We start from the raw sequence: 22,917 nt of genomic DNA on the forward strand, positions 1-22,917 counted from the left end.
ACAAGCCAGGCATTATTTGCCCAGCTCGTCATATTTATTTTTGGAATAAGGCTGCATCGGAGTCCAGTTCGGGAACTTATAGTCATCCATGCTTACTTTAGTGCCGCTGGCCGCCACCTTTTTGACCGACTCCTGCAGGGCTGTATTGTAATCCGCGCTCAGCTTCTTGAGTGTCCCTTCCAGATCCTTGATTTGTCCGGCTAAATAGCCTTCAAAGATTTTACCGAGATTCTCCTTCGGCTTCTTCCCGTTGAGCTCCGTGTTGACCTTGACCGCAGCTGTATTGCGAGTGTATTGATGCGGCGATAAAATGAACGTCTGATCCTGGATTGTCTGAGCCTGCACGAACTGAGGGTTATTCACCTTGGTGTCTTTGTTTTGGGCAATAATCGGAGAGCCTTCTACGCCCATTTCCAGCTCTTTCGTATACACCCGGTCCATATAAAACTGGAGGAACAGCTTTACTTCCTCATAATGCTTCGTATTTTTGCTGACGTGAATGGCGGCCTTCGTTTCCCCTTGGAATGCATAATACTGCGGCTTCCCGTCTTTGGTCGGCAGCGGCGCTACGCCGAAGTTGTTAAACTTGTTATTTTGCTGCAGCTCGGCCGTGAGGAACGTACCGTCGATGACGAAAGCCGCTTTGCCGCCGGCGAACAAGGTGGATGCCTCACGGTAATCGATGACCAAGCTGTTCGGATGAAGAATTTTATCGTCCTGCAGCTGCTTGAGGAACTGCATGGTCTGGACGATCCCGGCAGAGGCATGCTCGTATTCGCCTTTTTTGTAATTAAATCCGGCGTTCACGCCATCGTTAGGCAGCACATCCGGGTAAATGGCGGACGCCATCTGTCCAATGAAGCCGCCCATGAGCCAGTCCGTTTTGACCCCGAGAACGAGCGGATAGATGCTGCTGTTTTTCTCCTTGATCTTTTTCCCTACGGCGACCAGCTCATCCCACGATTTGGGGACGTCCTTTTCGGATAAGCCTACGCTCTTCAGAACATCCAGGTTATAGTACATTACATGGGCATACCGGCGAGGGGTAAAATGGGGCAGCGCATACACCTTGCCACCAAGCGTTGTAAAGCCCTCTGCCCACGTTCCTTCGTAGAACTCGTCCTTTTTCTTTTGCGGGAGGACATCCTCCAGATCGCGGATGAGTCCCAGCTGGTTCAATTGGTCCATGGGAACGGCACTTTGGTTCGCGAAGATATCCGGCAGATCGTTGCTCGCTACCGCTGCCTGAAGCTGGGCCGCATACTGCGCTGACGCAACGGGCGGCATTTCGACCGTAATCCAAGGGTATTTCTCATGAAACTCTTTGAACGCCTGCTCGAACACCTGCTGCGACTCCGGCCAGCGGCTCCAGAACTTAAGGGTCACCGGCTTTTTATCCGCGTTTTTATCCGAGACTTTCCCGTCTGCAGGCTGGGCACTGTCCGACCCGTTACAGCCCGACAATACCGCGCTTAAAGCCAGCATCGTCATCAAGCTAGTGGTGAGCGTTTTTTTCACTTTCAATCCCCCTATACCAAATGTGGTCCCTTCAAGCCAAGTATAGTTAAGCGCTTCCATCAAAGGTAGGAGAATAAATTAATCGCAGGTAGGAACTTTTTAACGCTCTGCGCCCCGATGCTTTTTCCGGTAGTCCGTGGGGGTCAGGCCGTACGCCTGCTTGAATAAGAGAGTGAAGTAACGGTAATCGGCGTAGCCTACCTCATCCGCGATGTCGCCGACCTTTCTGTCGCTCTCCAGCACCAGTCGCTCAGCCTGCTTCATTTTTTGGCGGACGACGTAGCGAACGAAGTTTTCCCCGGTGTGCTGCTTGAAAATTCGGCTTAACGTCACCGAGTGCACGGATAACGAAGCGGCGACGGATTCGAGGCTGATGCTTCCCCCAATATTGCGCAGCACGAGCTGCATCGCCTTGTCCACCAGATCCATCGGCTCGGCTTGACCGACCTCTGCCAATGCTTTTACCCCGCCCAGCACGAATTTCGTCAGACGCTCCTTCAGGCAGCTCCAATGCGGATGCTGCTCCATCCAGCTGGTCCAATAGGCCAGTTTATTTTCCTCCACCATCGTAATGTCGTACCTGGTGGTCAGTGCCTCGTCGAGCGCCGCCATCAGATAGGAGCATTCCTTGCGCAGCGATTTCAGGCTGAACCCTCCAACGCAGTGCAGGTAAGAGGACAGCTGCAGCTCGAGCCCTGGCACATCCTGTTCTTTCACCGCGTGAAGAATGGCTTGCCGCAATTGAGCGGCTTGTTTCAGCTGAGGCTCTCCGGTCGTATGAGGGGGAGCTGCGGCACCGAAAAAGCGAGTAGCCTCCCAGCGCTCCAGCTTCTTGAGCAAGGCCGGTACGAACTGCTCCTTCCCCGTAAAACAGCCCGGCTCCGTCCAGCTGCACTCGCGCACAGCACCATTAATATTTCGGTTGCACTGAAAGGTGAAGATCAAATTACCTGTGGCGGAAATACCATCGCCATCACTGTCGGTGAGGTCGATCCGCTTTGGAGCGGTCTCGTCATTCCATAGATCAGCCGCCTCCAGACTAAGCAGCTCCAGCTCAATGTGATGCTCCGACAATTGGGCTGCATAGGTGTGAACGTCTGCCGCCAGCCTTTCTTGTCCCTCCAGCTCCACCGCTGTCACCAGCGCCAGCAGCTCTCCGCGGTCGACGGGCTTCAGCAAATAATTCGTGGCGCCCAGCTGCAGCGCTTTACGCGCATATTCAAATTCGTTATAGCCGCTCAGGAGAACGACCTTGGTCGCCGGCAGCTCGCGCTTGATCTGCTGAAGCAGCTCCAAGCCGGTGAGCTCCGGCATTAAAATATCCGTAATCACAATCTCCGGCCGGATGTGTCTCACCTTTTCCAGCGCGGCTTGTCCGAATTCCACATCAAACACATCGAGCGGCTTGGACAGGCTGTTTAATTTGAAGATAATGCCTGCCCGCACCGCGCTTTCATCATCCACCACGCAAATTTTCATCGCTTCCGCACCTCTGCAAGGAATTTGCGCCGTTACTATCGAAGTAACTACGCACGGGCATCATGCTGTATGGAAGCCCTTACCTCTAGTTAACCACGTTACCGATCTGCTGGCGACCGAAGATTTTGTCGTAAAAAGGGGAATCTCCACCATGACTCCAGGCTTTAGGACGATGCATCAAAAGCTGCGCGTACTATCCCTTCGAAGCAAGCTGTTCGTCATCTTGATTCTGCTCTCGCTCGTGCCCGCACTCACGGTCGGCTTTATGTCACAGCTGTTTATCGTTCGCTCCAGCACCCACTATACCGCTGCGATTTCCTCCCAGTTGCTTCGATATATGTCCAGTGAAATCAACAATTATTTATCCGGCGTGAATGAAACGCTGAATACGGTGCTCATCGATTCGGAATTTCAAAAATTCCTTTCGGTCCCTCGCGATAATGTCCCTGCGCAAGCCGGCTATTCTATTACCTTTCGTCCTCTGCTCCAGCTGCTCATTCAATCGAAAAAAGAAATTCTTAGTGTCCTATACGTGGATCGCTTAGGCAAAGTGTATTCGGAATCCCAAAAGGTGCACGTACAGGTGGAATATCCGTTTCAGCAGGATCCCGTGTATGGCCAAGTGTTCGACATGACCAAAGAGGGCCTCATCGCCCCGCATCCGCTGCGCTACTCCATCTTTTCTTCGTCCCAGCAGGTCGTTACGTTCGTCAAGCCAGTGATCGATCTGAGAAAACAGTCCATTTATGCCTGGATCCTGATCGAGATCGATGCCGCTTGGCTCGAGAAGCTGATGGATCAAACCAAGCTGGGGCCGAGCGGACAGGTGCTGTTGTTTAATACCCGCAGTGGAGAGATGTTTCAGTTCGGAGAGCCTACTGCTCTGCTATATCCGCTGCGTGATGAGCTTAAAGGTCGTTCGCTCGACGCCGAGCCATTCAATTTCACCCTGGAGGGCAAGTCCTACCAGATCATAACCAATCCAATTTCGATGGGGGATTGGAGCTTGATCGGTGTTGCACCGCTGGACGAAGTGAATAAAGGGGTGCGGCAGGCGCGACTGTTGACCTCCGTGATCGCACTGATCAGCTTCATTGTAGCCCTGCTCGTCGCATATCCATTTACCGGCATCGTGCTCAGGCCCTTGTATCGCCTCATGACCGGCATGCAGCTGCTCGGACGCGGGAAATCCGTTCCCATCGAGTATACGGTACAGGATGAAATCGGCTTTTTGATCAAGACCTATAATAAAATGCTGGACGATTTGGACATTATGCGGCAAGAGGTCATCCAAACCAAGGTCAGCGAAAAGGAAAAAGAGCTGCTTCAGCTGCAGGCGCAAATTAACCCTCACTTTTTATTCAATACGCTGGAGACGATTGAGTCGTATTCCTTGCACAATAACGGGGAAGCGGTCAGCGATATGCTGCAGTGCGTCTCGCGGATGATGCGGTATAACGTGCGCAAAGACGGGGGCCGGGCGCCGCTCGCCGAAGAAATCAAATATACCGAGGACTTTCTGCACATCCATTATTACCGGTACAGCCAGCGTGTGCGGACCGTGTTCTCCATCGAGCCGGAGCTGCTGGAGATGCCGATCATGAAGCTGAGTATTCAGCCATTTGTCGAAAATGCCTTGAAATACGGCTGGAGCCCGTTAACCCATCCGGACGGCTCTGACGACTTTGAGATTCAGATCTCTGTCCGCGCGGCAGGCAGAGAGGTTCTGTTTAGGGTGTCGGATAATGGACGAGGCATCGCGGATGACGTGTTCGAAGTGTTATCGCAGTTGATGAACGGGGATGGCCAAGAAGCGGCCTCCTCTCCCTTTTTCCAGCAGCACACCGGGATCCAGAACGTCTATCGCCGCTTTACGCTGGCGCACGGGGAGCAGTTTACGATGAAGCTGTACCGAAATGCTCATGCGGGGCGAGGCACAACGGTGGAGATTCGGCTCCCACGGGGTTAATGATTAACGGCATGAATCGAACGGACCTATGTAAGTAATACCAGTAATGGCTGTATCCACCTTCGCAAGGCTCCCTGCTTTCCTGACTGGGCGCTGACAACGGACGCTAATCTGCAATGTGGGCTGCGTATCGCCGTTCTACCTGCAGGGAGCCTTGACGCGATCGATGGCGGAGCCGGTTACATTACCGTGCGAACCACCAGCTTACATGTGCGTCAGTTCTTATTTGAAAAAGCAGCTGCGAAGTACGATGACCAGCAGGATGTAAAGTACCAGGATTGTACCTGCTGAAGTCCATCCGTGGTAGTGGTGGTGATGCTTTTTCGGCGGATAGATGTTGATTTCTTCGTAGCTTGCATGCACGTTTACTGGCGCTGGCGCGTTATAAGCTGGAGAAGTGAACGCCGGATTTGCGTTCATCGGCATCATCGACGCCGGAGAAACCGCTGTAGGCGCTGCAGGGTAAGGAGTCGGCATCGGCATTACGTTAGGCATTGGGTATTTTTCCATAGGAATTGGACACCTCCATGAAATTTGGCGGGTTCCAGCTTCAGCTGTCACACTCGGTGTGCCGCCGAAGCAGCCCGCAGTCGCTGGTGGACTGGTTTCGTGCTCCTATCGAACACACCAACAGTCTATGGTGATTCACCTACCGGGAACACGGTAAATACCCATCCGTATGAAAATAGACTCGTGCCCGGGCGGACAAACGCCGTACGAAGCATTTTGGGGTAAAAAAAAGAACCGTTCCGCGCGTGTGACAAACACGTTGGAACGGTTCTTTTTCATTGATGCTTACACGTAGGGGTTGTGCTCGCGCTCGAAGCCGATCGTCGTCCGCGGGCCGTGACCGGGATACACGATCGTGTCATCCGGCAGCTCGAACAGCTTGCCGTGAATCGAATCCAGCAGCTCGCGCTCGCTTCCTCCCGGCAGATCCGTGCGGCCTACCGAGTTCTTGAACAGCACGTCGCCGCCGAACAGATGCTTGCCGTACAGGAAGCTGACGCTGCCTGGCGAATGACCCGGCGTGTGGAACACGCGAAGCACGACGCCGTCCAGCACCTTCAGCTGCTGGCCCTCGTCCAGCGCATACTCCGCCGGGTCCGTCACGATCGGCCCGCCCAGCTCCGGCCACTTGGCCGAGCCGTTGCGGTTCGGATTCGTCAGCCAGTCGGCCTCCGCATCATGCAGATAGACGGGGCAGCCCTTCAGCTTCCTCAGCTCATCGACGCCAGCCATGTGATCGAAATGCGCATGCGTGAGCAGGATCGCTTCAATCTCCATATCCTTCACCCGCTTCAGCAGCGACTGCGGATTCATGCCCGGATCGATGACGATCCCCTTGTTGACTCCCGGAAGGGAGAGCAGGTAAGCATTCGTCTGCAGCGGTCCGAGCGAGAACACTTCCACCTTCAATTCCTTGATTTCCATGACTTTCTTATGCTCCTAAGGATGGATTAGAACGAGGACAGCAGCTCGCGCAGCTCTTTTACGATCACGGACTGGTAGCCGGTGCCTTCGCCGTATTGATTGCCCATCTCCGCACGGGCCACTTTAATTTTATCCTGATAGTCCGGCGCCTCGCGGTCCGGGTTCTCTTGCTTGAACTTGGTCATTACCGCTTGTACGTGAGCCGGACGCGGTCCCCAATGGCCGAGGACATGGCCGCTGAAGTCGGTGAAAATGACGATCGGAATCGCTTCGCCGCCGCCGGTCAGAAACTGAGCCATCACGTCCGGATGCTCTTCCTTGATCAGCACTTCTACGGGAATGCCGGAAATCTCCAGCGCACGAAATACAGCCGGCACGTTACGCACAACATCGCCGCACCAGTCGGCCATCAGGATTAAGCAGCGCAGATCGTCACGGTTGTTGAGCGACTCGAAAAATTCTTTATCGTCCGCGTTCTCCCAGGCAAACTTGTCGTACCATTCCTGGAATTTCTCCTGGTTTTTCGTCATGCCGTCGATAAATTGCTGAGGGGATAAGCCTTTACGCAGTTTGTCCGCCAGATTGGCACTCATCTTCGTCATCCTCCTAAAGGGTAATGTTCATGCTACGGATAATTGTACCAAAAAAAGACCCCCGCTCCAACTGGACTTGCTGACAAACGCTCATCACGGTCAACAAGCCGCTGGATCAGGGCTCTTCTATTTTTATTTCGCCGTCTTGTCCCGACGCATAAACTTCCACAGCACATAAAGTGCGGTCAGCACGATCGAAGCAAAAATTATCGGCTTCACGTAAGGACCGGCCACCTCGTTGATCTGCTCCCAATTGTTGCCGAGCGTTCGTCCGAAATAGACGAATATGACCGCCCACGGAATCGTCCCAAGCAGCGTATACAGCATAAATTTGCTGAGCGGCATCCGCGCCATTCCGGCCGGAATCGAGATTGCCTGGCGCAGCACCGGAATGAACCGGGCCGTAAACACCATGCCCGCGCCGTATTTATGGAACCAGCCCTCGGCGATATCGAGGTGCTTTTTCTTCAGATGCAGGAATTTGCCGAACCTGTCCAGAAACGGCCGGCCGCCGTAGCGCCCGATCCAATATAAAATCACTTGCTGAAGCAGACAGCCGATCGTCCCAAACACAATTGCGCCGATCAACGACAGCTCGCCCTGCGAAACCAAATACCCTCCAAAGGCAAGCACAATTTCGCTCGGTATGACCTCCAGCATCAATCCCAGCAGAATTCCCCATACTCCCAGCCCTTCAATAAAGTGAAGCGCCGATTGAATTAAGCCGTGCAGCAGCTCGCTCATGTTCTTAGCGTCTCTTCCTCTCCAACTCGGTATCGTTTACCGCGTGCTAGTCCTATTTCCCCAGTCTATTCTACCATATCCTTCGGCATGCCGCACGGGCGCCCCTCGTGTTTTCAAGCATGCCGAGACAAGCCCGCGCATACATTGGTACAAACCATCTTACTTGAAAAAGGTGTTGACCAGACCATGACCAAAGTATTCATCATCGGCAAGCGCCAGCTGCGCTACATCAAGCTTGGAGCTTCCGCCCTCTTGCTCGCCGGAGCTACCTTGCTGTATTTTGGCCGAGACGGGGTGGAGACGGCCTTAAACCCGGCTCCTGCGCAGGAGCGGACCATTAACCTCGTTACCGGCGAGTTTAAGACAACCGATGCGACCGGCCAAGAGCTCGAAGCCTACCGCTGGGACCCTGGAACCATCTACGTGAAAAAGGGCGAGCACATCCGGCTCAGCATCTACGGCGTGAACGGCGCCAGCCATCCGTTTATTATCGAAGGGCTCGGCATCAAGGGCGAAGTGAAAAAGGGCCAGGAAACCGTCGTCCAATTCCACGCCGATAAGCCAGGCATTTACCGGATCATCTGCCTCGTTCATCCGGATATCGCACACCATGGCCCGATGATCGGCTATTTGGTCGTGGACGAGTAAGCCGGGACTTGGCTGAACGGCAGACGCAAATAAGTGTACCCGCCCGCCTTCCTTCCGCATAGCATATAGCAATGGTATTGACAACCGACAACCAGCAGCAGAACAAGAGCTGCAACGGTTGCAATGTGGAAGGAGCGTACCCCATGCACAACGACAACAAAATGAAGCATACCCAGCCTCTGCCGACAGCCCGCGGCATTCGCCGCGCTTGCAGCAAGGAGCTGTACCGGGCGCGCAAAAAACTGGGCGGCGGCTATATCGCCCCGGATCTGGTGGAGCAAGCAGATCAGGTCTACTATAAAAAAGTGATGCTGAACCTGCCGTTCATTGCGGAAAACAGCAGCAACCGCAAGCTGCTGGCCAACTGGTTTGAGGAGAACGTATGCGGAGAAATCGCCGAATTGTGGAGCGTGGAGCCAAAGGTACTGGCGAAAGCGTTTCGCGAATCGTTCGGAGGCTGACGCGGCTCGCGGCGGTCTCTCTTGGAGAGGACAAGCCCAGCGAGGGGTGTGCGCCGGTGTGGGCCCATGTGCGGGAAATTTACCCCTCTTTTGGGCCCTCCCCGCCGGTGCGGGCCCTTATCAACTACTAGGAGGATGTTCCTAATGACCCGATTTAGTCTCAAATATGGCATCGATGCGCCGCAATGGGTAGCGCTGCAGCTTGCCTTCGGTGCGCTGCTGCTGGTGCTGCTCTCCACCGTCGAGATCCCCTGGCTTTGGCTGCAGGTGTATCTAATCGCCGTCACGGCGGCGGCGCTCGTGATCGGCTCGTGGATGCTGCTCTACTCCACCTGGATCAAGCTGTGGCACCGCCGCGTCATTCTCGGGGAGGCCGGGGTGCGCAGCGGCCAGCGGCTGCTGGACGTCGGCACCGGACGCGGGCTGCTGGCCATCAGCGCAGCGGCGTTAGGCGCCCAGGTGACGGCGCTGGACAAGTGGTCCGCACGGGACTTGTCCGGCAACGGGCAGCAGGCGCTCGAGCTCAACTGCCGCCTTGAAGGCACGCCTCAGATCCGCGTCATGGACGGCGAGGCGCAGCGGCTGCCGTTTGCCGACAAGTCGTTCGATGCGGTGGTATCCCATTTTGTCGTGCATAATATCGGCTCGGCCGATGATCGGGAGCTGGCGATCCTGGAGATGTGGCGAGTGCTGCGGACCGGGGGCGTGCTGGTGCTGTCCGACTTCGGCAAAACGAAAGAGTACGAGCAGCTCCTCGCCTCGCTGACCTCCGACCTCAAAATCCGACGATTCTGGTATACCTTCCCCTTTTCGAAGCTGCTCGTGGCCACCAAGAAGTAGCCCCCGCCACCCGACCAAAGCGGTAATTCCGCTTTGCTGGGGCTCGCAGGCCGATGGGCCAGCGCTCGCCCTGCCCAGTCCCTACACCGAACCGCCTGCCGTCTGCTCGATCACATCCGACTCATACACGAAGTCGCCCTCCCGCCCGGCGGCGGCCGTTTGGAGCATCGCCTTCGCTACCTTCGCGGCCGCAATCGGCCGGTATTTGCGCCAACCTCCAACCAAGAGAAACGCGAGCCCGCGGCTGACCACGGCGCCGATCCGCTCCCCTAACCGGAATTCCTGGCGTTCACCGAGTAAGAGTGACGGGCGAAACAGGTGCAGTCCGCGCAAGCCCAGCTGCCTCAGCCCCTCCTCCACCTCGCCCTTGACCCGATTGTAAAAGATGCCGGACTCCGCATTCGCCCCCATCGCCGACACGATCAAGAACTGCTCCGCCCCTGCCTTCGCCGCAGCGCGTCCCAACGCCAATGGATACGCGTAATCCACCTGGCGAAATGCCTCTTGGCTTCCCGCTTTGCGGATCGTCGTCCCCAAGGCACAAAATACATGAGCCCCTCCCACAGGTACAGCCTCGAGCGCTTCCTCCAACCGGTCAAAATCGACGACGACCGTTTCCACCCTGCTTTGAACCCCCCAATCGACCTTCCGCCGCACTAAGACAATCACGCGAGCATAGGCCGGATCGCTCTCCAGCATCCGGACGAGCTCGCTGCCGATCAAGCCGGTGGCACCCGCCACCACTGCTATTTTTCCCGTAACCATTGTCATGGAACGTCCTCCCTTCTGTTGCAACTTAGTCTGCCCTGCCCTCAAAAAATAAGAAAAGCTCCTGATCGGAGCTCTTTCGGAGAAGTACATTCGTGTTTTAACGGTAGCTTTTCTTGAAATACTTTCTAACAACCTTAAGTCATCAAACCGACCGGCCCATCCGAATTGAGAATATCGAATACCTCAACGTATGGAACCTCGAACACCGCATACGGCGTATACTCCTCCAGCTGAAAGTAAACACCGATCGCCCGCTCCGTCAAGTAAAACGGCTGGTCCGCCGCAATCGTGCTGAACTCCTTAAGGAGAGGGAGATCCTGCTCCTTCTCCCGTTCCTTCAGCTCCTGCTTGATGATCACATTCAGCCGAGCTATATAGAAGCTGCCGGGCTTGAACAGATCGGCGAGCTTGTACTCGGTCGCATCGTCCAAATGAAACGTCTGCGAGCTTCGATACACGATCCCGTGTGCCGCCCCCTGCGCATAGCCGGAGCTCGCATACAGCAGGCTGAGCACACCGTTCTTGTGCAGCTTGATTTGATAGCTCCCAGTTACCGTTTTCTCCGGATGGCCGACATAGCCCTGCCGCTGAATCAGCCCGTAGACCGCATCCAGAATTGAATGATTGATCTTCCGCTTGACGAGCCGGTTACCCATGCCCACCACTTGCGGATATTGAACGTCCAGCCTGGGCTTTTCCAGCCGCCGCGTGACGATTTTCGTCTTCCTCGCCTCTGTCTCCATCACTTGCTGCTGTTCCACAACGCCACTCCCCCGCCCAAAAGTAGGCTAAGGCAGTATATGCGCGCGGAAGAAGCATGGTGAGCCGCCGATTACTTCGCTAGCGGCTGAAAATATTCCAAACGCTCGCCGTCCGGCCCGAAGAAGAAAGCGATTTTGACCCCGCCCAAAATTTCGCGCGGCTCTTCATCGATCATGGTTACGCCAAGTCCCTTCAAACGCTCCACTTCCGCTTCAATATCGCTCACGGTAAACGCGATGTGATGCACCTTCCCGTTGTCGGACAGCCCGTCGGAGCCGCGGCCGATCAATTCGATCTCGATGTTGTCCGAATCCGGGAACGACAAGAAGCCCAGCTCCACGCCGTCATCCAGTCTAGCGCGGTTCGCCAGTCGCATTCCGAGAACCTCCGTATAAAACTTGACCGAAGCATCCATGTCATTCACTTTTACGCCGATATGCTCTAACTTATGGATCATTGCTGCTGCACACCCTTCGCCATATTTTAGGATAAACGCTAGGAAAGTCTGCCTTGAACATACCACGGGGCTGTCCCGTTTGCAATTACCAATTTCCAAACTTTTGGATTGTAGAAACTTGTCGGATTCTATATACTTGAAGCTGTTGTTTTCATCGATTTTCAATCCCAAACGAATGCGTAATTAAGGAGAACTTTTCAGCCATGGAACTGCCATCATTCGACATGCTCCTGTTTCTGATCGCTGCGGGCTTTGTAGCCGCGTTCATCGATTCCGTGGTCGGCGGAGGCGGTCTGATCTCCGTCCCCGCGCTGCTGCTCACCGGCCTGCCGCCAAGCATGGTGCTTGGAACGAACAAGCTGGGAGGCACGCTGTCGTCGCTGACGAGTACGGCGTCCTTTTTATTTTCCGGCAAAATCAAGGGAAAAATGGTCTATGCCCTCTTCCCTCTCTCGTTCATCGGCTCCGCGCTAGGGACGTATACGGTGCACCTGCTGCCCTCCGACTTCCTGAAGCCCTTGGTCGTAGGACTGCTGATCGTCGTGCTGATCTACACCCTGTTCAAAAAAAATTGGGACGGCAACGGAGGCGAAGTCGCTCGTCTGACCCTTCCTCGCCTTATTGCAACCATCGTCTGTGCATTTGTTCTAGGCTTTTATGACGGCTTCTTCGGACCGGGCACCGGCTCGTTCCTGCTGTTTTTGTTCCTCTTGATCGGCTTCGATTTCGTGGGCGCTTCGGCCAATGCCAAGGTGCTGAATTTTGCCAGTAACATTGCCAGCTTGGGGTCCTTTTTCTACTTTGGTTCGGTGCACTTAGGGTACGGCTTGCCCATGGGCCTGTCCATGATCGCCGGAGCGCTGGTCGGCTCGCAGTTCGCTATCCGGCAAGGCTCGAAGTATGTGAAGCCGCTGTTTATCGGCGTGACGCTGCTGCTCATCGGCAAACAGCTGTGGGATCTATTCATGTAAGCACTCAAAAATGCGTTAGAAGCGGATCACGCCTCGACGCATTTTTTTGTGCGCCTTTAGGGCTTCGGCTTGTAAATCTGCTTCAGCTGGTTGCTGGTGAATTCCTTCAGCGGCTCCGTCACCACATGCGGGTTGTTTACGGGACGCATATCGATCCACAAGCACTCCACGCCCAGCCCGTCGGCGAATCCGGCGAACATCCCACACCCTTGGCAGTAGTTCTCCTTCTGCTCCTGATCAAGCTGCACGACCTTGTTACGAAGACAGCAATAGACACATCCTGCGGTATCGGCGATATTGATATGCAACACTTGCGCCATGGTGTTTTCCTCCCGTCGATGTAGTCCACCCAAAAGGTAATATCCATTATATATGGGGACGATCCAGGTTATGTGCGTTTTTTGCGGCGGCTTGGACTTCGGACGGATAAGATGGCATTAGGCGATGGATTATCGTTTCTGTTATAAAGAAAGGGCTTGCTTTTGGCGAAAAAGGGTCCTATAATGGCATTACCTAATTACCGTTAGTTAGGAAGGAGCGCGAGATTCATGACCGCACGAAAAATCAAACAGGCTGCCCTGCAGCTGTTTGCGCGCAGCGGATACGACGGCGTGCCGCTATCGGAAATTGCCAAAGCCGTGGGGATCAAGACCCCTTCATTATATGCCCATTTTAAAAGCAAGGACGATCTGTTTTTGTCCGTCTTCGAGGATGTTTTGCACGAGCACAACGAGCGGATGACCGAGCTTCTGGAGCGGCTGCGGGAGAAACCTGTGGAGTCACGGCTCTATACGATTCTTCGCGATACCTCGCAGACGTATCTGCTCAGTGAGGAGCACATGACGTTTCTGAAGCGGACGCTGCTGTTTCCGCCTGCCTCCATGCAGGAAACGCTGCAGACGAAGTTTGCCGCCTCCGAGACGCGGCTCACGGAGCTGCTCACCGGGATTTTCACCGAGGGGATCGAGTCGGGCTTGCTGCGCCGGGAACGGCCGGAGGATCTCGTCACCTCCTTCTATTGTCTGCTCGACGGAACGTTCATCCAGCAGTTCTACTACGAGCGGGACGATTGGGAGCAGCGGCTGCAGACGGTTTGGCGTATTTTTTGGCAAGGGTTAACGCACCCGGATCAGATGCACAATACAACCATAAGCTGATCGCCTGCGGTCAGCTTAGCAGGATTGGAGTGAAATGACATGGCTTGGCTTTATTTGGTCATCGCGGGATTGATGGAAGTGGTATGGGCGATGGGCCTGAAATATACGAGCGGATGGACGCGGCTATGGCCGAGCGTTTTTACGGTAGCGGGGATGATCGTTAGCTTTTATTTTCTTTCTCTTGCCCTGAAGCAGCTGCCGATTGGGACGGCCTACGCGATTTGGACCGGGATTGGCGCCCTCGGCACGGTCATCTTGGGGATGGTGCTGTTCGGGGAGCCCCGCGATGCGCTGCGGATCGGGTTTCTGCTCGCGATTGTGGTCGGCATTGTTGGATTGAAGGCGACTGCGTAATTCACGTGAAAAAAGAATGGCCTCCGGCACACCTTCAAGTGTGCTGAGAGGCCATTTTTGTATTATTCCGCCTCCACGGCGGCTTCCTCGGCCTTGGCGAACTGTGTGCGGTACAGCCGCGCATAGAGGCCGTCCAAGGCCAGCAGCTCCTCGTGGCGGCCGGTTTCCCGCACGCGGCCGCGCTCCAGCACCACGATGCGGTCCGCCGACAAGATCGTCGAGAGCCGGTGGGCGATGACGAGCGTGGTGCGGCCCCGCATCAGCTCATCGAGCGCGGCCTGCACGTACGCTTCCGAAGCCGAGTCGAGGTGCGACGTCGCCTCGTCGAGGATGAGGATGCGCGGGTCCTTCAAAATCGCCCGCGCGATCGCGAGCCGCTGCCGCTCCCCGCCTGACAGCCGGTGGCCGCGTTCCCCGACGGTCGTATCATAGCCCTCCGGGAGGGCTGTGATGACGTCGTGGATGTAGGCCTTGCGGCACGCTTCCTCGAGCTCCTGCGGCGAGGCGTCCTGGCGGGCGAACAGCAGGTTGTCGCGCACGGTGGCGTGGAACAGGAACGACTCCTGGGTGACGAACGCCACCTGCCGCCGCAGGCTGGCGAGCGTCACCTGCTTGACGTCGTGCCCGTCGATCGTCACCCTGCCCTCCGCCGGGTCGTACAGCCGCGCCAGCATGCCGATCAGCGTCGACTTGCCGGCGCCGCTCGGCCCCACGATGGCGACGACCTCGCCTGGCCGGGCTTCGAACGAGACGTGCCGAAGCGCGTACTGTCCCGGCTGATAGGCGTAGGAGACATTGCGGAACTCCACGTGACCGGACACTTCCTTGAGCGGAAGCGCTTCCTTCAGATCGGCAACCTCCGGCTCCAGATCGGAATATTCAAAGATCCGCTGGAACACGCCCAGGGTCGTGCCGACCTCCACCTGCAGGTTCAGCAGTGTCCCTACCGGACCGTACAGCCGACCCAGATACGCCGTGAACGCCACGATGCTGCCGATCGTCATCGAGCCGTGGATCACGTTATAGCCGCCGTACAGATAGATCAGCGCTGTCCCGAGCGGACCGAGCACGCCGATTACCATGCCGTACCATCGGCCAACCAGGTTGAGCCGCAGCTCTAGATCCATCACCTTCTGGTTCAGGTGCGTAAACTGCTGCTGCTGGAGCGGCTCCTGCCCGAAAATTCGCGTCAGCAGCGCCCCGGACACACCAAAGATTTCGCCCAGCTGCGCCGACATCTCACCCCGGGTTCGCTGGGTTTCACCGCGCAGCTTTTTTCGCATCTCGGATACTTTGCGCACCGGCAGCAGAAACAGCGGCAGGATAATCGTAGCCAGAATGGCCAGCCGCCAGTCGAGCGCGAACAAGATGCCGATGGTCGTGACGACGATGACGGATTGCGTGACTGCGGAGACGACCAGGGTTGTGACCACATTTTGCACCGCCTGCACGTCGCCCGTCAGCCGCTGGATGATCTCCCCCGACTTCGCATCGGTAAAAAAGCTCATTGACTGCCGCTGCAAATTCGCAAACAGGTCCTGCCGCAAATCGCGCATGACCCCCTGTCCGACCTTCGTATTCTCATGGTTTTGCCACACGCCGATCAAGCCGCTCACCAGCGGCAGCAGCACCATGAGGAGAACGAGCAGCAGCAGGTGCGGCACATCGCCATTCGGCAGCGCCTTGTCGATAATTTCGCGCATGACGAGCGGCGGCACCAGTCCGATGACGGCTCCAATCAGCGCAAGGATTAGAATACCGGCGAGCGGCAGCCGGTAGCCTTTGAACAAGCCGTAGATGCGGGTTAGCGAAACGTCCTTCAGCTTGGCCTTCCCTCTCATCTGCAAGGCTTGCCTTCCACCGCCGCCTCCACCGCCCGATCCCCAGTCCATACCGCCGTCCCGCATGCCCGAACCTCCCTTTTTGGCTATCGTTATTGTCCGTCCCGTGGAAAGACGCTCTTGATCGCCCCTACAATCTCCCCCGCCATCTTCATGACGCGGTACAGCGAGGTGCTTTGCAAAATCGCATACTTCTGCCCCGCATCCACATTCACGATGCCTGCGATGGAATAATCGCCGACCAGCGGCAGCTGCTTGCCGACCGACTTGCCCGGTTCAATCGGGCGGTTCGACACCTGGTACCAAGCAAGAGAAGCCGATTGCCCCAAGCAGGCGTCGATGGCGATGACCTTTTTCCCTGCTGGAAGAGCGGCAAGTCGCTCGCGCATATTGCTTGCATCGAACGGATGCGCCAGCGTCCCTACCACATCGGGGTAGCCGGCCTCCTCCAGCATCGTCCCGACCAGCGGCCCTAAGGCATCTCCTGTCGAGCGGTCGGTTCCAATACAAAGAAACAGCAAATCGCTTGTCCTAACGCCGCGGCTGTGAATCATTTGCAGAAACTCGGACAGCTCGGCGGCTTTTATTTTTTTACGGAACAACGGCTGAATCGAATGCTCTGTCATGATTGGCCCCCTTTGCTCTATCATTCGCGTTCAGCGTGCTTACTTGTAGCATACTGCTCCCGCCCCTCCCCTGCAACATTTGTTGCGGCCCAAGACGCCGTGATATACTTTGGTGACAAGATGCGACACGGACATGCCGGTTTAGCGTGGGTTCAAAAGGGGGTGACACGGATGCGGATCATGGCGGCTTGGGCGCTAGTGACACTGTTATATTGGCTTTTCATGCTGTGGGACACAATGCGTTCCCGCCAGTGGATGCTGGAGCTTCCGCGTTCCTCTGCCGCCGGGGCCGGGGAGCAGCCGCTGGTCTCGGTCATTGTCGCCGCCAAGGAGGAGGAGTCCTCGATCACGGAAACGGTGCAGCACCTGCTCGGGCAAACCTATCCGCGGCTGGAGATCATCGCAGTCAACGACCGGTCGCAGGACACCACGGGCCGGAAGCTGGACGAGCTGCGCCGCTGGTCTCTCGGCCGGGATGGTATCGATATTCCGCTGCGGATTATTCATATCACGTCGCTTCCTTCCGGCTGGCTCGGCAAAAATCACGCGCTCTACCAAGGCTACCTGCAGGCGCGCGGCAAATACCTGCTGTTTACCGATGCGGACGTGCGGTTTGAACCGGAGACAGTGGCCGATGCCGTGCATTTTATGCAAGGACAGCAGGCGGACCATCTAACGCTGGCGCCTCGGATGGTGGCGAAGGGCTTTTGGCTGAAGGCGTTCGTGCAGTATTTTTTCTTCTCCTTCAGCCTGTTCATTCGGCCTTGGCGGGCCAATGATGATTTTCAGCAGCGGCACGGCATGGGGATCGGGGCGTTCAATCTGATCACCCGGCACGCCTATGAACGGATCGGCACCCATCAAGCGATCGCGCTGCGTCCGGACGACGATCTGCAGCTGGGCCGACTGGTCAAGCAGGCGATGCTGCGCCAGCGGCTGGCTTCGGGCATGCACCATCTCGCGGTGGAGTGGTACCGGAGCGTACCGGAGGCGATGCGCGGACTGGAGAAAAATACGTTTTCCGGCTTCCACTACAGCCTGACTCTAGCAGCGCTTGGCGTGATCGGGCAGCTGGCGATGTTTCTGTTCCCGTTCATCGGCATGGTGGCCGCGCCCGGCTGGACAAGCTTGGTGTTTCTTCTGGACATCGCGCTGATGCTGACGGTGTACTGGATGCTGATCCGCTCCATGACGGGTCGCACGGGCATCGAATGGATCGTGTTCCCGTTCTCCGTCGGGCTGCTGACGTATATCGTAATTCGATCCGTATGGCTGACTTTGCGGCAGGGAGGCATTTACTGGAGGGGCACGTTTTATTCGCTTAAGGAGCTTCGGCGGATGAAGGAACCGGAGGCTTAATGCGCAGCGCAGGGGCTTCATGAAAACTTAACACCATGCTGGACCGAACTATTTTACAATTAACGTAGATCACTACATACACATACGAGGGAGAGAAACCAAATGGACGTTACAGTCAAGCAATGGAAGTATGCACTGTGGAGTATGCTACTCACGTTCGCTCTGGTTGTGCTTTATCAATATATGCATATGCAAGCCATCTAAAGGTGATAGGCTAAAAAACGGAGACTAGTCGGTTTGTAACGGCCACCTGGTCTCAGCTCTATTATGAAGGGATGGTCCTGTAGGCCCGAGGGCCCTGAGCCACATCCTATAGCGGATTTTCCGCTTTGCACGGGTCGACCAGGCCCGGAGCCACACCCTATAGCGGTTTTTCCGCTTTGCACGGGTCGCCCTTGCCCGGGGGCACACCCTATAGCGGTTTTTCCGCTTTGCACGGGTCGCCCTTGCCCGGGGGCACGCCCTATAGCGGATTACCCACTTTGCACGGGTCGTCCTTGCCCGGAAGCACGCCCTAAAGCGCATTTTCCGCTTTGCACAGGTCGACCAGGCCCGGAGGCACGCCCTATAGCGGATTTTCCGCTTTGCATGGGTCGACCGGGCCCGGAGGCACGCTCTATAGCGGATTTTCCGCTTTGCATGGGTCGATCAGGCCCGGAGCCACGCCCTACCCCCGCTTGCGCATCGCCGCGTCAAACCGACAAAAAAGAACCAAGACTCCCCGGTGATCCGAGGAGTCTTGGTTCTGTTCGCGCTAGCGAACCTGCTTCGGCTGCATCGAATTCGATGCCGTGATCTCAAGGCTTTGCTGCGCCTGATTCAGGTCGTCCTGCACCTGGACGAGCTCCTGATGCGGGCGATTATCATCCCAATGCGCGTTCATCTGGCTCTGCGCCTTGGCTACGGCATGCTGAGCCGCCTCAAGCTCTGCCATCGCGGCTTGAAGCTTGTGCGGATTCGATTCGATCTGCGCGTGGCGGACGGCCATCTCAGCGTCTTTGGCGACTTGGATCGCCTTTTCCGCATTGTCGATGACGTGGCGGCTCGGCATTTGATGCTGGTTGGTCTGGGTCATGCTCGGCATCTCCTCGCGAGTGGAATAGAATGGTGACATCACTCAACGTTTAAGATGCACGAAAACCGCCCGCTTCATTCCTGAATCCTAAGCAGCCGTCCTTCTCACTTCAGCTGCAGCGATGTGCGGTAAAGCGCCTGATCCCAGGCTACCGTCGCCCCTAGTGTCTCCGCAACAAAACGCAGCGGGACATAAATATGCCCGTCCACGATGACCGGAGCCTGCTGCAGCTTGACCGGCTTCCCGTTCACTACCGCTTCCGCCACATCCGGACGCAGCGTCAGCTCCGTCTTCCCGCGCTTCGCCGTCAGCACCCGATTCTGGTCGTTCCAGCTGAACTCCGCGCCAATCCGCTCCAAAATGCCGCGGAACGGCACCATCGTCACATCCTGCTGCACGAAGCCGCGGAACTCATTCACGAAGCGGTCGTTCACCACGACCTGCACCTGCGGCTGATCATACCACTTGATCACCAGCGCATTGCTGAGCAGCCGGCCCGGCGTCCGCTTCATCGTGCCATCGTAATAGAGGCCCGAGCTGGCTCCGCCGTCCATGTTCATCGCTTCCTGAAAGCCGAACCCAGCCAGCACATTCGCCATCTGCTGCAGTGTCGCCGAGGAGATGGTGCCGAGCACCAGCCGACCGGCGCCGTCCACCCCGACGAAGCTGCGAATGTTCGCGGAGCTCACCATCGATGGATCGCTGAATCCATCGCGTGCCGCATCCACATCGACGGCCCCGGCCGTCACCAGCTTCGGCCCCACACCGATCGCCGACTCCCAGGCTTGCGCCGCGGTTTCCGTAATCCAGTTGGAGCCGTCCGCTACCGTGGCTTCCAGCTCCATCTCATCGCCCGTGTGCAAATTCGGCAGTAAGTAGCGGTCGTTGCCGCTGGTATGCCCAATAAAGAACACATAACCGCTTTCCGGCACGTTCGCCGCGCTCTCCGTGATGGCGGTAATTTTTCCGCTCTCGACGATCACCTTGGCACCGCCCGGCTTGTCAATCACGGAAGCATAAGCGCGGGTATAGCCGATCACTTGCCCCGCCACATCGTCGCTATAGTATGTATTGACGCCCCACGGCTTGAAGCTGTACGAAGACTTGCCGTGCTTCACCTTCACATTCAGCTGAGTGGTCAGCCGGTGAATCAGCGCCGTTTTATTCGTGCGGATCGCCAGGGCCACGTTCTCACCCGACCGGACAAAGCCGCCGGAATCGATCATCAGCCCGTTCGGATGCCGTTTCGAATCGTCCGCCTCGTACGCGTCGAAGAATGTCCCGTTCACGCCGGCCACCGCGTCGCTGCGCTCCATCAGGCTGCCGAAGCTCTCCACATGGCCGATCCCGTCCTCCGCCGTCACCGGCATCACGCGCAGGTGCGGATCCGACAAATCCGCCGTCACCCATGACACCGTAAAGGACTTGCCGCCATAGGACGACGTAGAAGTTTCATAGGAAACTCCGGAAGCCGCAAAAGCTTGTCCCCTTGGCAGCCACAGCAGCAGCGCGAGACACCCTGCCACACCTGCTGCAAGCCGCCGCCAGCTCATCCTCTCACCCGATCATACACGACAAAATCGTAATCGTACGGGTTCTTCTCATCCTTCAGTCCGCGCTCACGCGTAACCTCTACCCAATCGTGCGCATCCACCTCCGGAAAGAACGTATCCGCCGGAAAACGGTGCATGATCTCGGTAATATACATCCGATCCGCATAGGGCAAAAACAGCAGGAACGTCTCCACGCCGCCGATCACAAACAGCTCTTCGCCCTCCTTCACTCCGCCGCGGCCATACCTTTCCACGACTTCATCCACGGAGTGAATCACCTCGCAGCCGGGAATCTCGACCGACCGATCCCGCGTCAGCACCACATTATGCCGCTTCGGCAGCGGCTTGCCGATCGAATCGAGCGTTTTGCGCCCCATGAGCACGGTATGCCCGGTCGTGAGCCGCCGGAAAAAAGCAAAGTCGTTCGGCAAATACCACGGCAGCCGGTTCTCCATCCCGATGCCGCGCGCCTCATCCATAGCAAAAACAAACGAAATCATACGACCCTTCCCCTTCCCGGATATCTGTACCTAAACTGCAATCGGAGCTTTGATCGACGGGTGGCTTTGATACCCCTCGATTTCAAAGTCTTCGAAACGATAATCGAAAATCGAGTCCGGCTTCCGCTTAATGATCAGCTTTGGCAGCGGGAACGGCTCACGGGTGAGCTGCAGCTTCACCTGCTCCAGATGGTTCAAGTAAATATGCACGTCCCCGCCCGTCCAGATCAGCTCTCCTGGCTCCAAGTCGCACTGCTGCGCCACCATATGGGTCAAAAATGCATAGCTCGCGATATTGAACGGCAGTCCGAGAAAGGTGTCCACCGAACGCATGTTGAACATGCAGGACAGCTTGCCCTCCGCCACGTAGAATTGGAACACGTAGTGGCACGGCGGCAGCGCCATACGGCCTACTTCGGCCGGATTCCATGCACTCACCAGATGACGGCGCGAATCCGGATTGTTCCGAATTTGCTCGATCACTTGGCGAATCTGGTCGATGGCCTGTCCGTCCGGCGTCGGCCACGATCTCCACTGCGAGCCGTACACCGGGCCGAGATCCCCATTTTCATCCGCCCATTCATCCCAGATCGTCACGCCGTTGTCGCGCAAATATTTAATATTCGTCTCCCCGCTCAGAAACCACAGCAGCTCATGGAGAATCGATTTGATATGAAGCTTTTTCGTCGTGATCAGCGGGAAGCCCTCCGCCAGATCGTACCGCAGCTGCCGGGCAAACACCGAGATCGTACCGGTGCCGGTCCGGTCTTCCTTTTGCACCCCATGCTCCAGAATGTCGCTCAACAGATCTTTATAATTTTGCACGCTCACACCTCATTTGAAAATCTTTCGTATTGGCTCTATTATATCCAGCTACGCGAGATCGGTAAATCGAATATAAAAAGAAGACTGCCCCCGCGGCAGCCCCCCTTGCGTAACCTATCTTTTTACACCAATGGCTTATCGATTAATGTCCCAAAATTAAACTGGTGCCGATGGCCATCATTGAGCGTCGTCATCCCTGTGACAAAGTGGATATGCTTGCCGTTGCCAACTGGAATCGCAGGGCCGGTGGTAATGTTTTTCAGATTATGAAGATGGTTGAGGAAATCGGTGTTATTGAATTTAATCTTGTGCACGTGACTGTTTCCGCGCGGGATGACTTGGCCGGTTACTCCTGCAAACCGATGATTGTGCCGGTCGTTACCTTGTTCCGCAAGCTTGGTGCTGGCCAAAAATTCATGGGTGTGGGTTTGCCTCACACGCTTGGTTACGCACGCTTTGCGCTTCGCTTTTCCCATCTGAATCCGCCTTTCGCTGGAAGAATGGCAAATCATTGTATCTTATTAAAGCACCAAAATGTACGTGTAGGCAGACCACCCGTTCCTTAAGCCTAAATTGGCGGATGGTCGTTTGACTTTTTTTCAGGAGGCAAGCAATCGGCTAAAAAAGCAAGAACGATGAACCTTGAGATGGATGTAAACGCTATCTCGCCCTAATCCGGTCCGATACTCGCGCAATCCTCGGTGTCGGACGATTTACAATCAGGGAACAAAATCGTAATATTCAAGTCATGCTTACAAATAATTTCATAACGCTGAATTTTCAACACGAAAAACGGGGGACCCAACAACGGGGTGAATCCTATGCAGACGCATGGGAGGGGCAAGCTTCTCACAGCCCTAATCCGACAGCTAACCTCGTAAGCGACGGGTGAGAAGGGGAGATAACACAAGACTCTAACCTTGTGTTTTTTGTGTTGTTATGGACACATGGGCACAAACAAACACACGCAGTATTTATTC

Annotated in this window: 25 protein-coding genes and 1 riboswitch; of the genes, 8 read left to right on the plus strand and 17 right to left on the minus strand. The window is 56.2% G+C overall.

Features of this window, described 5'->3' with window-relative positions:
- Window positions 1-12: 12 nt before the first annotated feature.
- Together FPZ49_RS26840 and FPZ49_RS26845 are read right to left on the minus strand one after the other, a co-directional pair.
- Entirely contained in the window at window positions 13-1,518 is a 1,506-nt protein-coding gene (locus tag FPZ49_RS26840; protein WP_186446127.1) for an ABC transporter substrate-binding protein, read from the minus strand.
- 99 nt (window positions 1,519-1,617) lie between these two features.
- Window positions 1,618-2,997: a response regulator transcription factor gene (locus tag FPZ49_RS26845; RefSeq protein ID WP_144852993.1), complete on the minus strand. Its 1,380-nt coding sequence runs from the start codon at window positions 2,995-2,997 to the stop codon at window positions 1,618-1,620.
- Between the two features lie 151 nt (window positions 2,998-3,148).
- Here FPZ49_RS26845 and FPZ49_RS26850 point away from each other — a divergent pair, with 151 nt between their 5' ends.
- Window positions 3,149-4,966, plus strand: a complete 1,818-nt coding sequence (locus FPZ49_RS26850) for a sensor histidine kinase (protein WP_222429974.1) — start codon at window positions 3,149-3,151, stop codon at window positions 4,964-4,966.
- Window positions 4,967-5,188: 222 nt separating this feature from the next.
- Here FPZ49_RS26850 and FPZ49_RS26855 read toward each other — a convergent pair whose 3' ends face one another.
- From FPZ49_RS26855 to FPZ49_RS26870, 4 genes are all read right to left on the minus strand, one after another.
- Window positions 5,189-5,476, minus strand: coding sequence for a hypothetical protein (locus tag FPZ49_RS26855; RefSeq protein WP_144852997.1), 288 nt, complete (start codon window positions 5,474-5,476; stop codon window positions 5,189-5,191).
- 285 nt (window positions 5,477-5,761) lie between these two features.
- Window positions 5,762-6,400, minus strand: a complete 639-nt coding sequence (locus FPZ49_RS26860) for an MBL fold metallo-hydrolase (protein WP_144852999.1) — start codon at window positions 6,398-6,400, stop codon at window positions 5,762-5,764.
- Between the two features lie 26 nt (window positions 6,401-6,426).
- Complete coding sequence (locus FPZ49_RS26865; RefSeq protein WP_144853001.1) at window positions 6,427-6,993, minus strand: thioredoxin family protein; 567 nt, start codon at window positions 6,991-6,993, stop codon at window positions 6,427-6,429.
- Between the two features lie 132 nt (window positions 6,994-7,125).
- Entirely contained in the window at window positions 7,126-7,728 is a 603-nt protein-coding gene (locus FPZ49_RS26870) for a DedA family protein (protein WP_186446131.1), read from the minus strand.
- Between the two features lie 195 nt (window positions 7,729-7,923).
- Here FPZ49_RS26870 and FPZ49_RS26875 point away from each other — a divergent pair, with 195 nt between their 5' ends.
- From FPZ49_RS26875 to FPZ49_RS26885, 3 genes are all read left to right on the plus strand, one after another.
- On the plus strand, window positions 7,924-8,385 hold the full coding sequence (locus FPZ49_RS26875; protein ID WP_144853005.1) for a cupredoxin domain-containing protein: 462 nt from the start codon (window positions 7,924-7,926) through the stop codon (window positions 8,383-8,385).
- A 143-nt stretch (window positions 8,386-8,528) separates the two neighbouring features.
- Window positions 8,529-8,846, plus strand: coding sequence for a dehydrogenase (locus FPZ49_RS26880; protein WP_144853007.1), 318 nt, complete (start codon window positions 8,529-8,531; stop codon window positions 8,844-8,846).
- A gap of 144 nt (window positions 8,847-8,990) precedes the next feature.
- Entirely contained in the window at window positions 8,991-9,686 is a 696-nt protein-coding gene (locus FPZ49_RS26885) for a class I SAM-dependent methyltransferase (RefSeq protein WP_144853009.1), read from the plus strand.
- Between the two features lie 81 nt (window positions 9,687-9,767).
- On the opposite strand, the gene FPZ49_RS26890 is transcribed toward FPZ49_RS26885, so the two are convergent.
- From FPZ49_RS26890 to FPZ49_RS26900, 3 genes are all read right to left on the minus strand, one after another.
- Window positions 9,768-10,457, minus strand: coding sequence for an NAD(P)H-binding protein (locus FPZ49_RS26890; RefSeq protein ID WP_261381642.1), 690 nt, complete (start codon window positions 10,455-10,457; stop codon window positions 9,768-9,770).
- A 134-nt stretch (window positions 10,458-10,591) separates the two neighbouring features.
- Window positions 10,592-11,218, minus strand: coding sequence for a DUF3298 and DUF4163 domain-containing protein (locus FPZ49_RS26895; protein WP_261381643.1), 627 nt, complete (start codon window positions 11,216-11,218; stop codon window positions 10,592-10,594).
- Window positions 11,219-11,289: 71 nt separating this feature from the next.
- Window positions 11,290-11,676, minus strand: a complete 387-nt coding sequence (locus FPZ49_RS26900) for a VOC family protein (protein ID WP_144853011.1) — start codon at window positions 11,674-11,676, stop codon at window positions 11,290-11,292.
- Window positions 11,677-11,879: 203 nt separating this feature from the next.
- Here FPZ49_RS26900 and FPZ49_RS26905 point away from each other — a divergent pair, with 203 nt between their 5' ends.
- Complete coding sequence (locus FPZ49_RS26905) at window positions 11,880-12,647, plus strand: sulfite exporter TauE/SafE family protein (protein WP_144853013.1); 768 nt, start codon at window positions 11,880-11,882, stop codon at window positions 12,645-12,647.
- A gap of 56 nt (window positions 12,648-12,703) precedes the next feature.
- Here the strand turns inward: FPZ49_RS26905 and FPZ49_RS26910 are convergent, their stop codons facing one another.
- Entirely contained in the window at window positions 12,704-12,967 is a 264-nt protein-coding gene (locus tag FPZ49_RS26910) for a hypothetical protein (RefSeq protein WP_144853016.1), read from the minus strand.
- A gap of 228 nt (window positions 12,968-13,195) precedes the next feature.
- Between FPZ49_RS26910 and FPZ49_RS26915 the strand changes: the two genes are divergently transcribed.
- Window positions 13,196-13,804: a TetR/AcrR family transcriptional regulator gene (locus FPZ49_RS26915; protein ID WP_144853018.1), complete on the plus strand. Its 609-nt coding sequence runs from the start codon at window positions 13,196-13,198 to the stop codon at window positions 13,802-13,804.
- A gap of 39 nt (window positions 13,805-13,843) precedes the next feature.
- Complete coding sequence (sugE, locus tag FPZ49_RS26920) at window positions 13,844-14,158, plus strand: quaternary ammonium compound efflux SMR transporter SugE (RefSeq protein ID WP_144853020.1); 315 nt, start codon at window positions 13,844-13,846, stop codon at window positions 14,156-14,158.
- Window positions 14,159-14,220: 62 nt separating this feature from the next.
- Here the strand turns inward: sugE and FPZ49_RS26925 are convergent, their stop codons facing one another.
- The gene (locus FPZ49_RS26925; protein WP_261381644.1) at window positions 14,221-16,065 is read right to left on the minus strand and encodes an ABC transporter ATP-binding protein; all 1,845 of its coding nucleotides are present in this window, start codon (window positions 16,063-16,065) and stop codon (window positions 14,221-14,223) included.
- A 26-nt stretch (window positions 16,066-16,091) separates the two neighbouring features.
- A complete protein-coding gene (gene yyaC / locus FPZ49_RS26930) occupies window positions 16,092-16,625 on the minus strand; it encodes a spore protease YyaC (protein WP_144853022.1) in 534 nt (177 codons plus the stop codon).
- 171 nt (window positions 16,626-16,796) lie between these two features.
- On the opposite strand from yyaC, the gene FPZ49_RS26935 reads away from it, so the two are divergent.
- Window positions 16,797-17,984, plus strand: a complete 1,188-nt coding sequence (locus tag FPZ49_RS26935; RefSeq protein WP_144853025.1) for a glycosyltransferase — start codon at window positions 16,797-16,799, stop codon at window positions 17,982-17,984.
- A 754-nt stretch (window positions 17,985-18,738) separates the two neighbouring features.
- Here FPZ49_RS26935 and FPZ49_RS26940 read toward each other — a convergent pair.
- The 5 genes from FPZ49_RS26940 to FPZ49_RS26960 all read right to left on the minus strand — a co-directional run bounded on the left by FPZ49_RS26940 (window position 18,739) and on the right by FPZ49_RS26960 (window position 22,413).
- A complete protein-coding gene (locus FPZ49_RS26940) occupies window positions 18,739-19,059 on the minus strand; it encodes a hypothetical protein (RefSeq protein WP_144853027.1) in 321 nt (106 codons plus the stop codon).
- Window positions 19,060-19,163: 104 nt separating this feature from the next.
- Window positions 19,164-20,612 (minus strand): stalk domain-containing protein, encoded by a 1,449-nt coding sequence (locus tag FPZ49_RS26945; RefSeq protein ID WP_144853029.1) that lies wholly within the window; start codon window positions 20,610-20,612, stop codon window positions 19,164-19,166.
- Window positions 20,609-21,112, minus strand: coding sequence for a dihydrofolate reductase (locus tag FPZ49_RS26950; protein ID WP_144853031.1), 504 nt, complete (start codon window positions 21,110-21,112; stop codon window positions 20,609-20,611). The genes FPZ49_RS26945 and FPZ49_RS26950 overlap by 4 nt, the downstream gene beginning before the upstream one ends.
- 30 nt (window positions 21,113-21,142) lie before the next feature.
- Window positions 21,143-21,937, minus strand: a complete 795-nt coding sequence (locus FPZ49_RS26955) for a thymidylate synthase (RefSeq protein ID WP_144853033.1) — start codon at window positions 21,935-21,937, stop codon at window positions 21,143-21,145.
- Between the two features lie 122 nt (window positions 21,938-22,059).
- Window positions 22,060-22,413, minus strand: coding sequence for a YmaF family protein (locus tag FPZ49_RS26960; protein WP_144853035.1), 354 nt, complete (start codon window positions 22,411-22,413; stop codon window positions 22,060-22,062).
- A 284-nt stretch (window positions 22,414-22,697) separates the two neighbouring features.
- Window positions 22,698-22,837: riboswitch (cyclic di-AMP (ydaO/yuaA leader) on the plus strand.
- Window positions 22,838-22,917 lie beyond the last annotated feature (80 nt).

Origin of the sequence: Paenibacillus cremeus (genome assembly GCF_007786445.1) — a bacterium.
Classification (GTDB): Bacteria; Bacillota; Bacilli; order Paenibacillales; family NBRC-103111; genus Paenibacillus_G; species Paenibacillus_G cremeus.

Coding starts and splice junctions, on each gene's coding strand:
- FPZ49_RS26885 (WP_144853009.1), top strand. CDS start 8,991: ATGACCCGATTTAGTCTCAAATATGGCATCGATGCGCCGCAATGGGTA.
- FPZ49_RS26945 (WP_144853029.1), bottom strand. CDS start 20,612: ATGAGCTGGCGGCGGCTTGCAGCAGGTGTGGCAGGGTGTCTCGCGCTG.
- FPZ49_RS26915 (WP_144853018.1), top strand. CDS start 13,196: ATGACCGCACGAAAAATCAAACAGGCTGCCCTGCAGCTGTTTGCGCGC.
- FPZ49_RS26935 (WP_144853025.1), top strand. CDS start 16,797: ATGCGGATCATGGCGGCTTGGGCGCTAGTGACACTGTTATATTGGCTT.
- FPZ49_RS26875 (WP_144853005.1), top strand. CDS start 7,924: ATGACCAAAGTATTCATCATCGGCAAGCGCCAGCTGCGCTACATCAAG.
- FPZ49_RS26940 (WP_144853027.1), bottom strand. CDS start 19,059: ATGACCCAGACCAACCAGCATCAAATGCCGAGCCGCCACGTCATCGAC.
- FPZ49_RS26850 (WP_222429974.1), top strand. CDS start 3,149: ATGACTCCAGGCTTTAGGACGATGCATCAAAAGCTGCGCGTACTATCC.
- FPZ49_RS26880 (WP_144853007.1), top strand. CDS start 8,529: ATGCACAACGACAACAAAATGAAGCATACCCAGCCTCTGCCGACAGCC.
- yyaC (WP_144853022.1), bottom strand. CDS start 16,625: ATGACAGAGCATTCGATTCAGCCGTTGTTCCGTAAAAAAATAAAAGCC.
- FPZ49_RS26890 (WP_261381642.1), bottom strand. CDS start 10,457: ATGACAATGGTTACGGGAAAAATAGCAGTGGTGGCGGGTGCCACCGGC.
- FPZ49_RS26865 (WP_144853001.1), bottom strand. CDS start 6,993: ATGAGTGCCAATCTGGCGGACAAACTGCGTAAAGGCTTATCCCCTCAG.
- FPZ49_RS26900 (WP_144853011.1), bottom strand. CDS start 11,676: ATGATCCATAAGTTAGAGCATATCGGCGTAAAAGTGAATGACATGGAT.
- FPZ49_RS26960 (WP_144853035.1), bottom strand. CDS start 22,413: ATGGGAAAAGCGAAGCGCAAAGCGTGCGTAACCAAGCGTGTGAGGCAA.
- sugE (WP_144853020.1), top strand. CDS start 13,844: ATGGCTTGGCTTTATTTGGTCATCGCGGGATTGATGGAAGTGGTATGG.
- FPZ49_RS26905 (WP_144853013.1), top strand. CDS start 11,880: ATGGAACTGCCATCATTCGACATGCTCCTGTTTCTGATCGCTGCGGGC.
- FPZ49_RS26910 (WP_144853016.1), bottom strand. CDS start 12,967: ATGGCGCAAGTGTTGCATATCAATATCGCCGATACCGCAGGATGTGTC.
- FPZ49_RS26925 (WP_261381644.1), bottom strand. CDS start 16,065: ATGCGGGACGGCGGTATGGACTGGGGATCGGGCGGTGGAGGCGGCGGT.
- FPZ49_RS26950 (WP_144853031.1), bottom strand. CDS start 21,112: ATGATTTCGTTTGTTTTTGCTATGGATGAGGCGCGCGGCATCGGGATG.
- FPZ49_RS26855 (WP_144852997.1), bottom strand. CDS start 5,476: ATGGAAAAATACCCAATGCCTAACGTAATGCCGATGCCGACTCCTTAC.
- FPZ49_RS26860 (WP_144852999.1), bottom strand. CDS start 6,400: ATGGAAATCAAGGAATTGAAGGTGGAAGTGTTCTCGCTCGGACCGCTG.
- FPZ49_RS26845 (WP_144852993.1), bottom strand. CDS start 2,997: ATGAAAATTTGCGTGGTGGATGATGAAAGCGCGGTGCGGGCAGGCATT.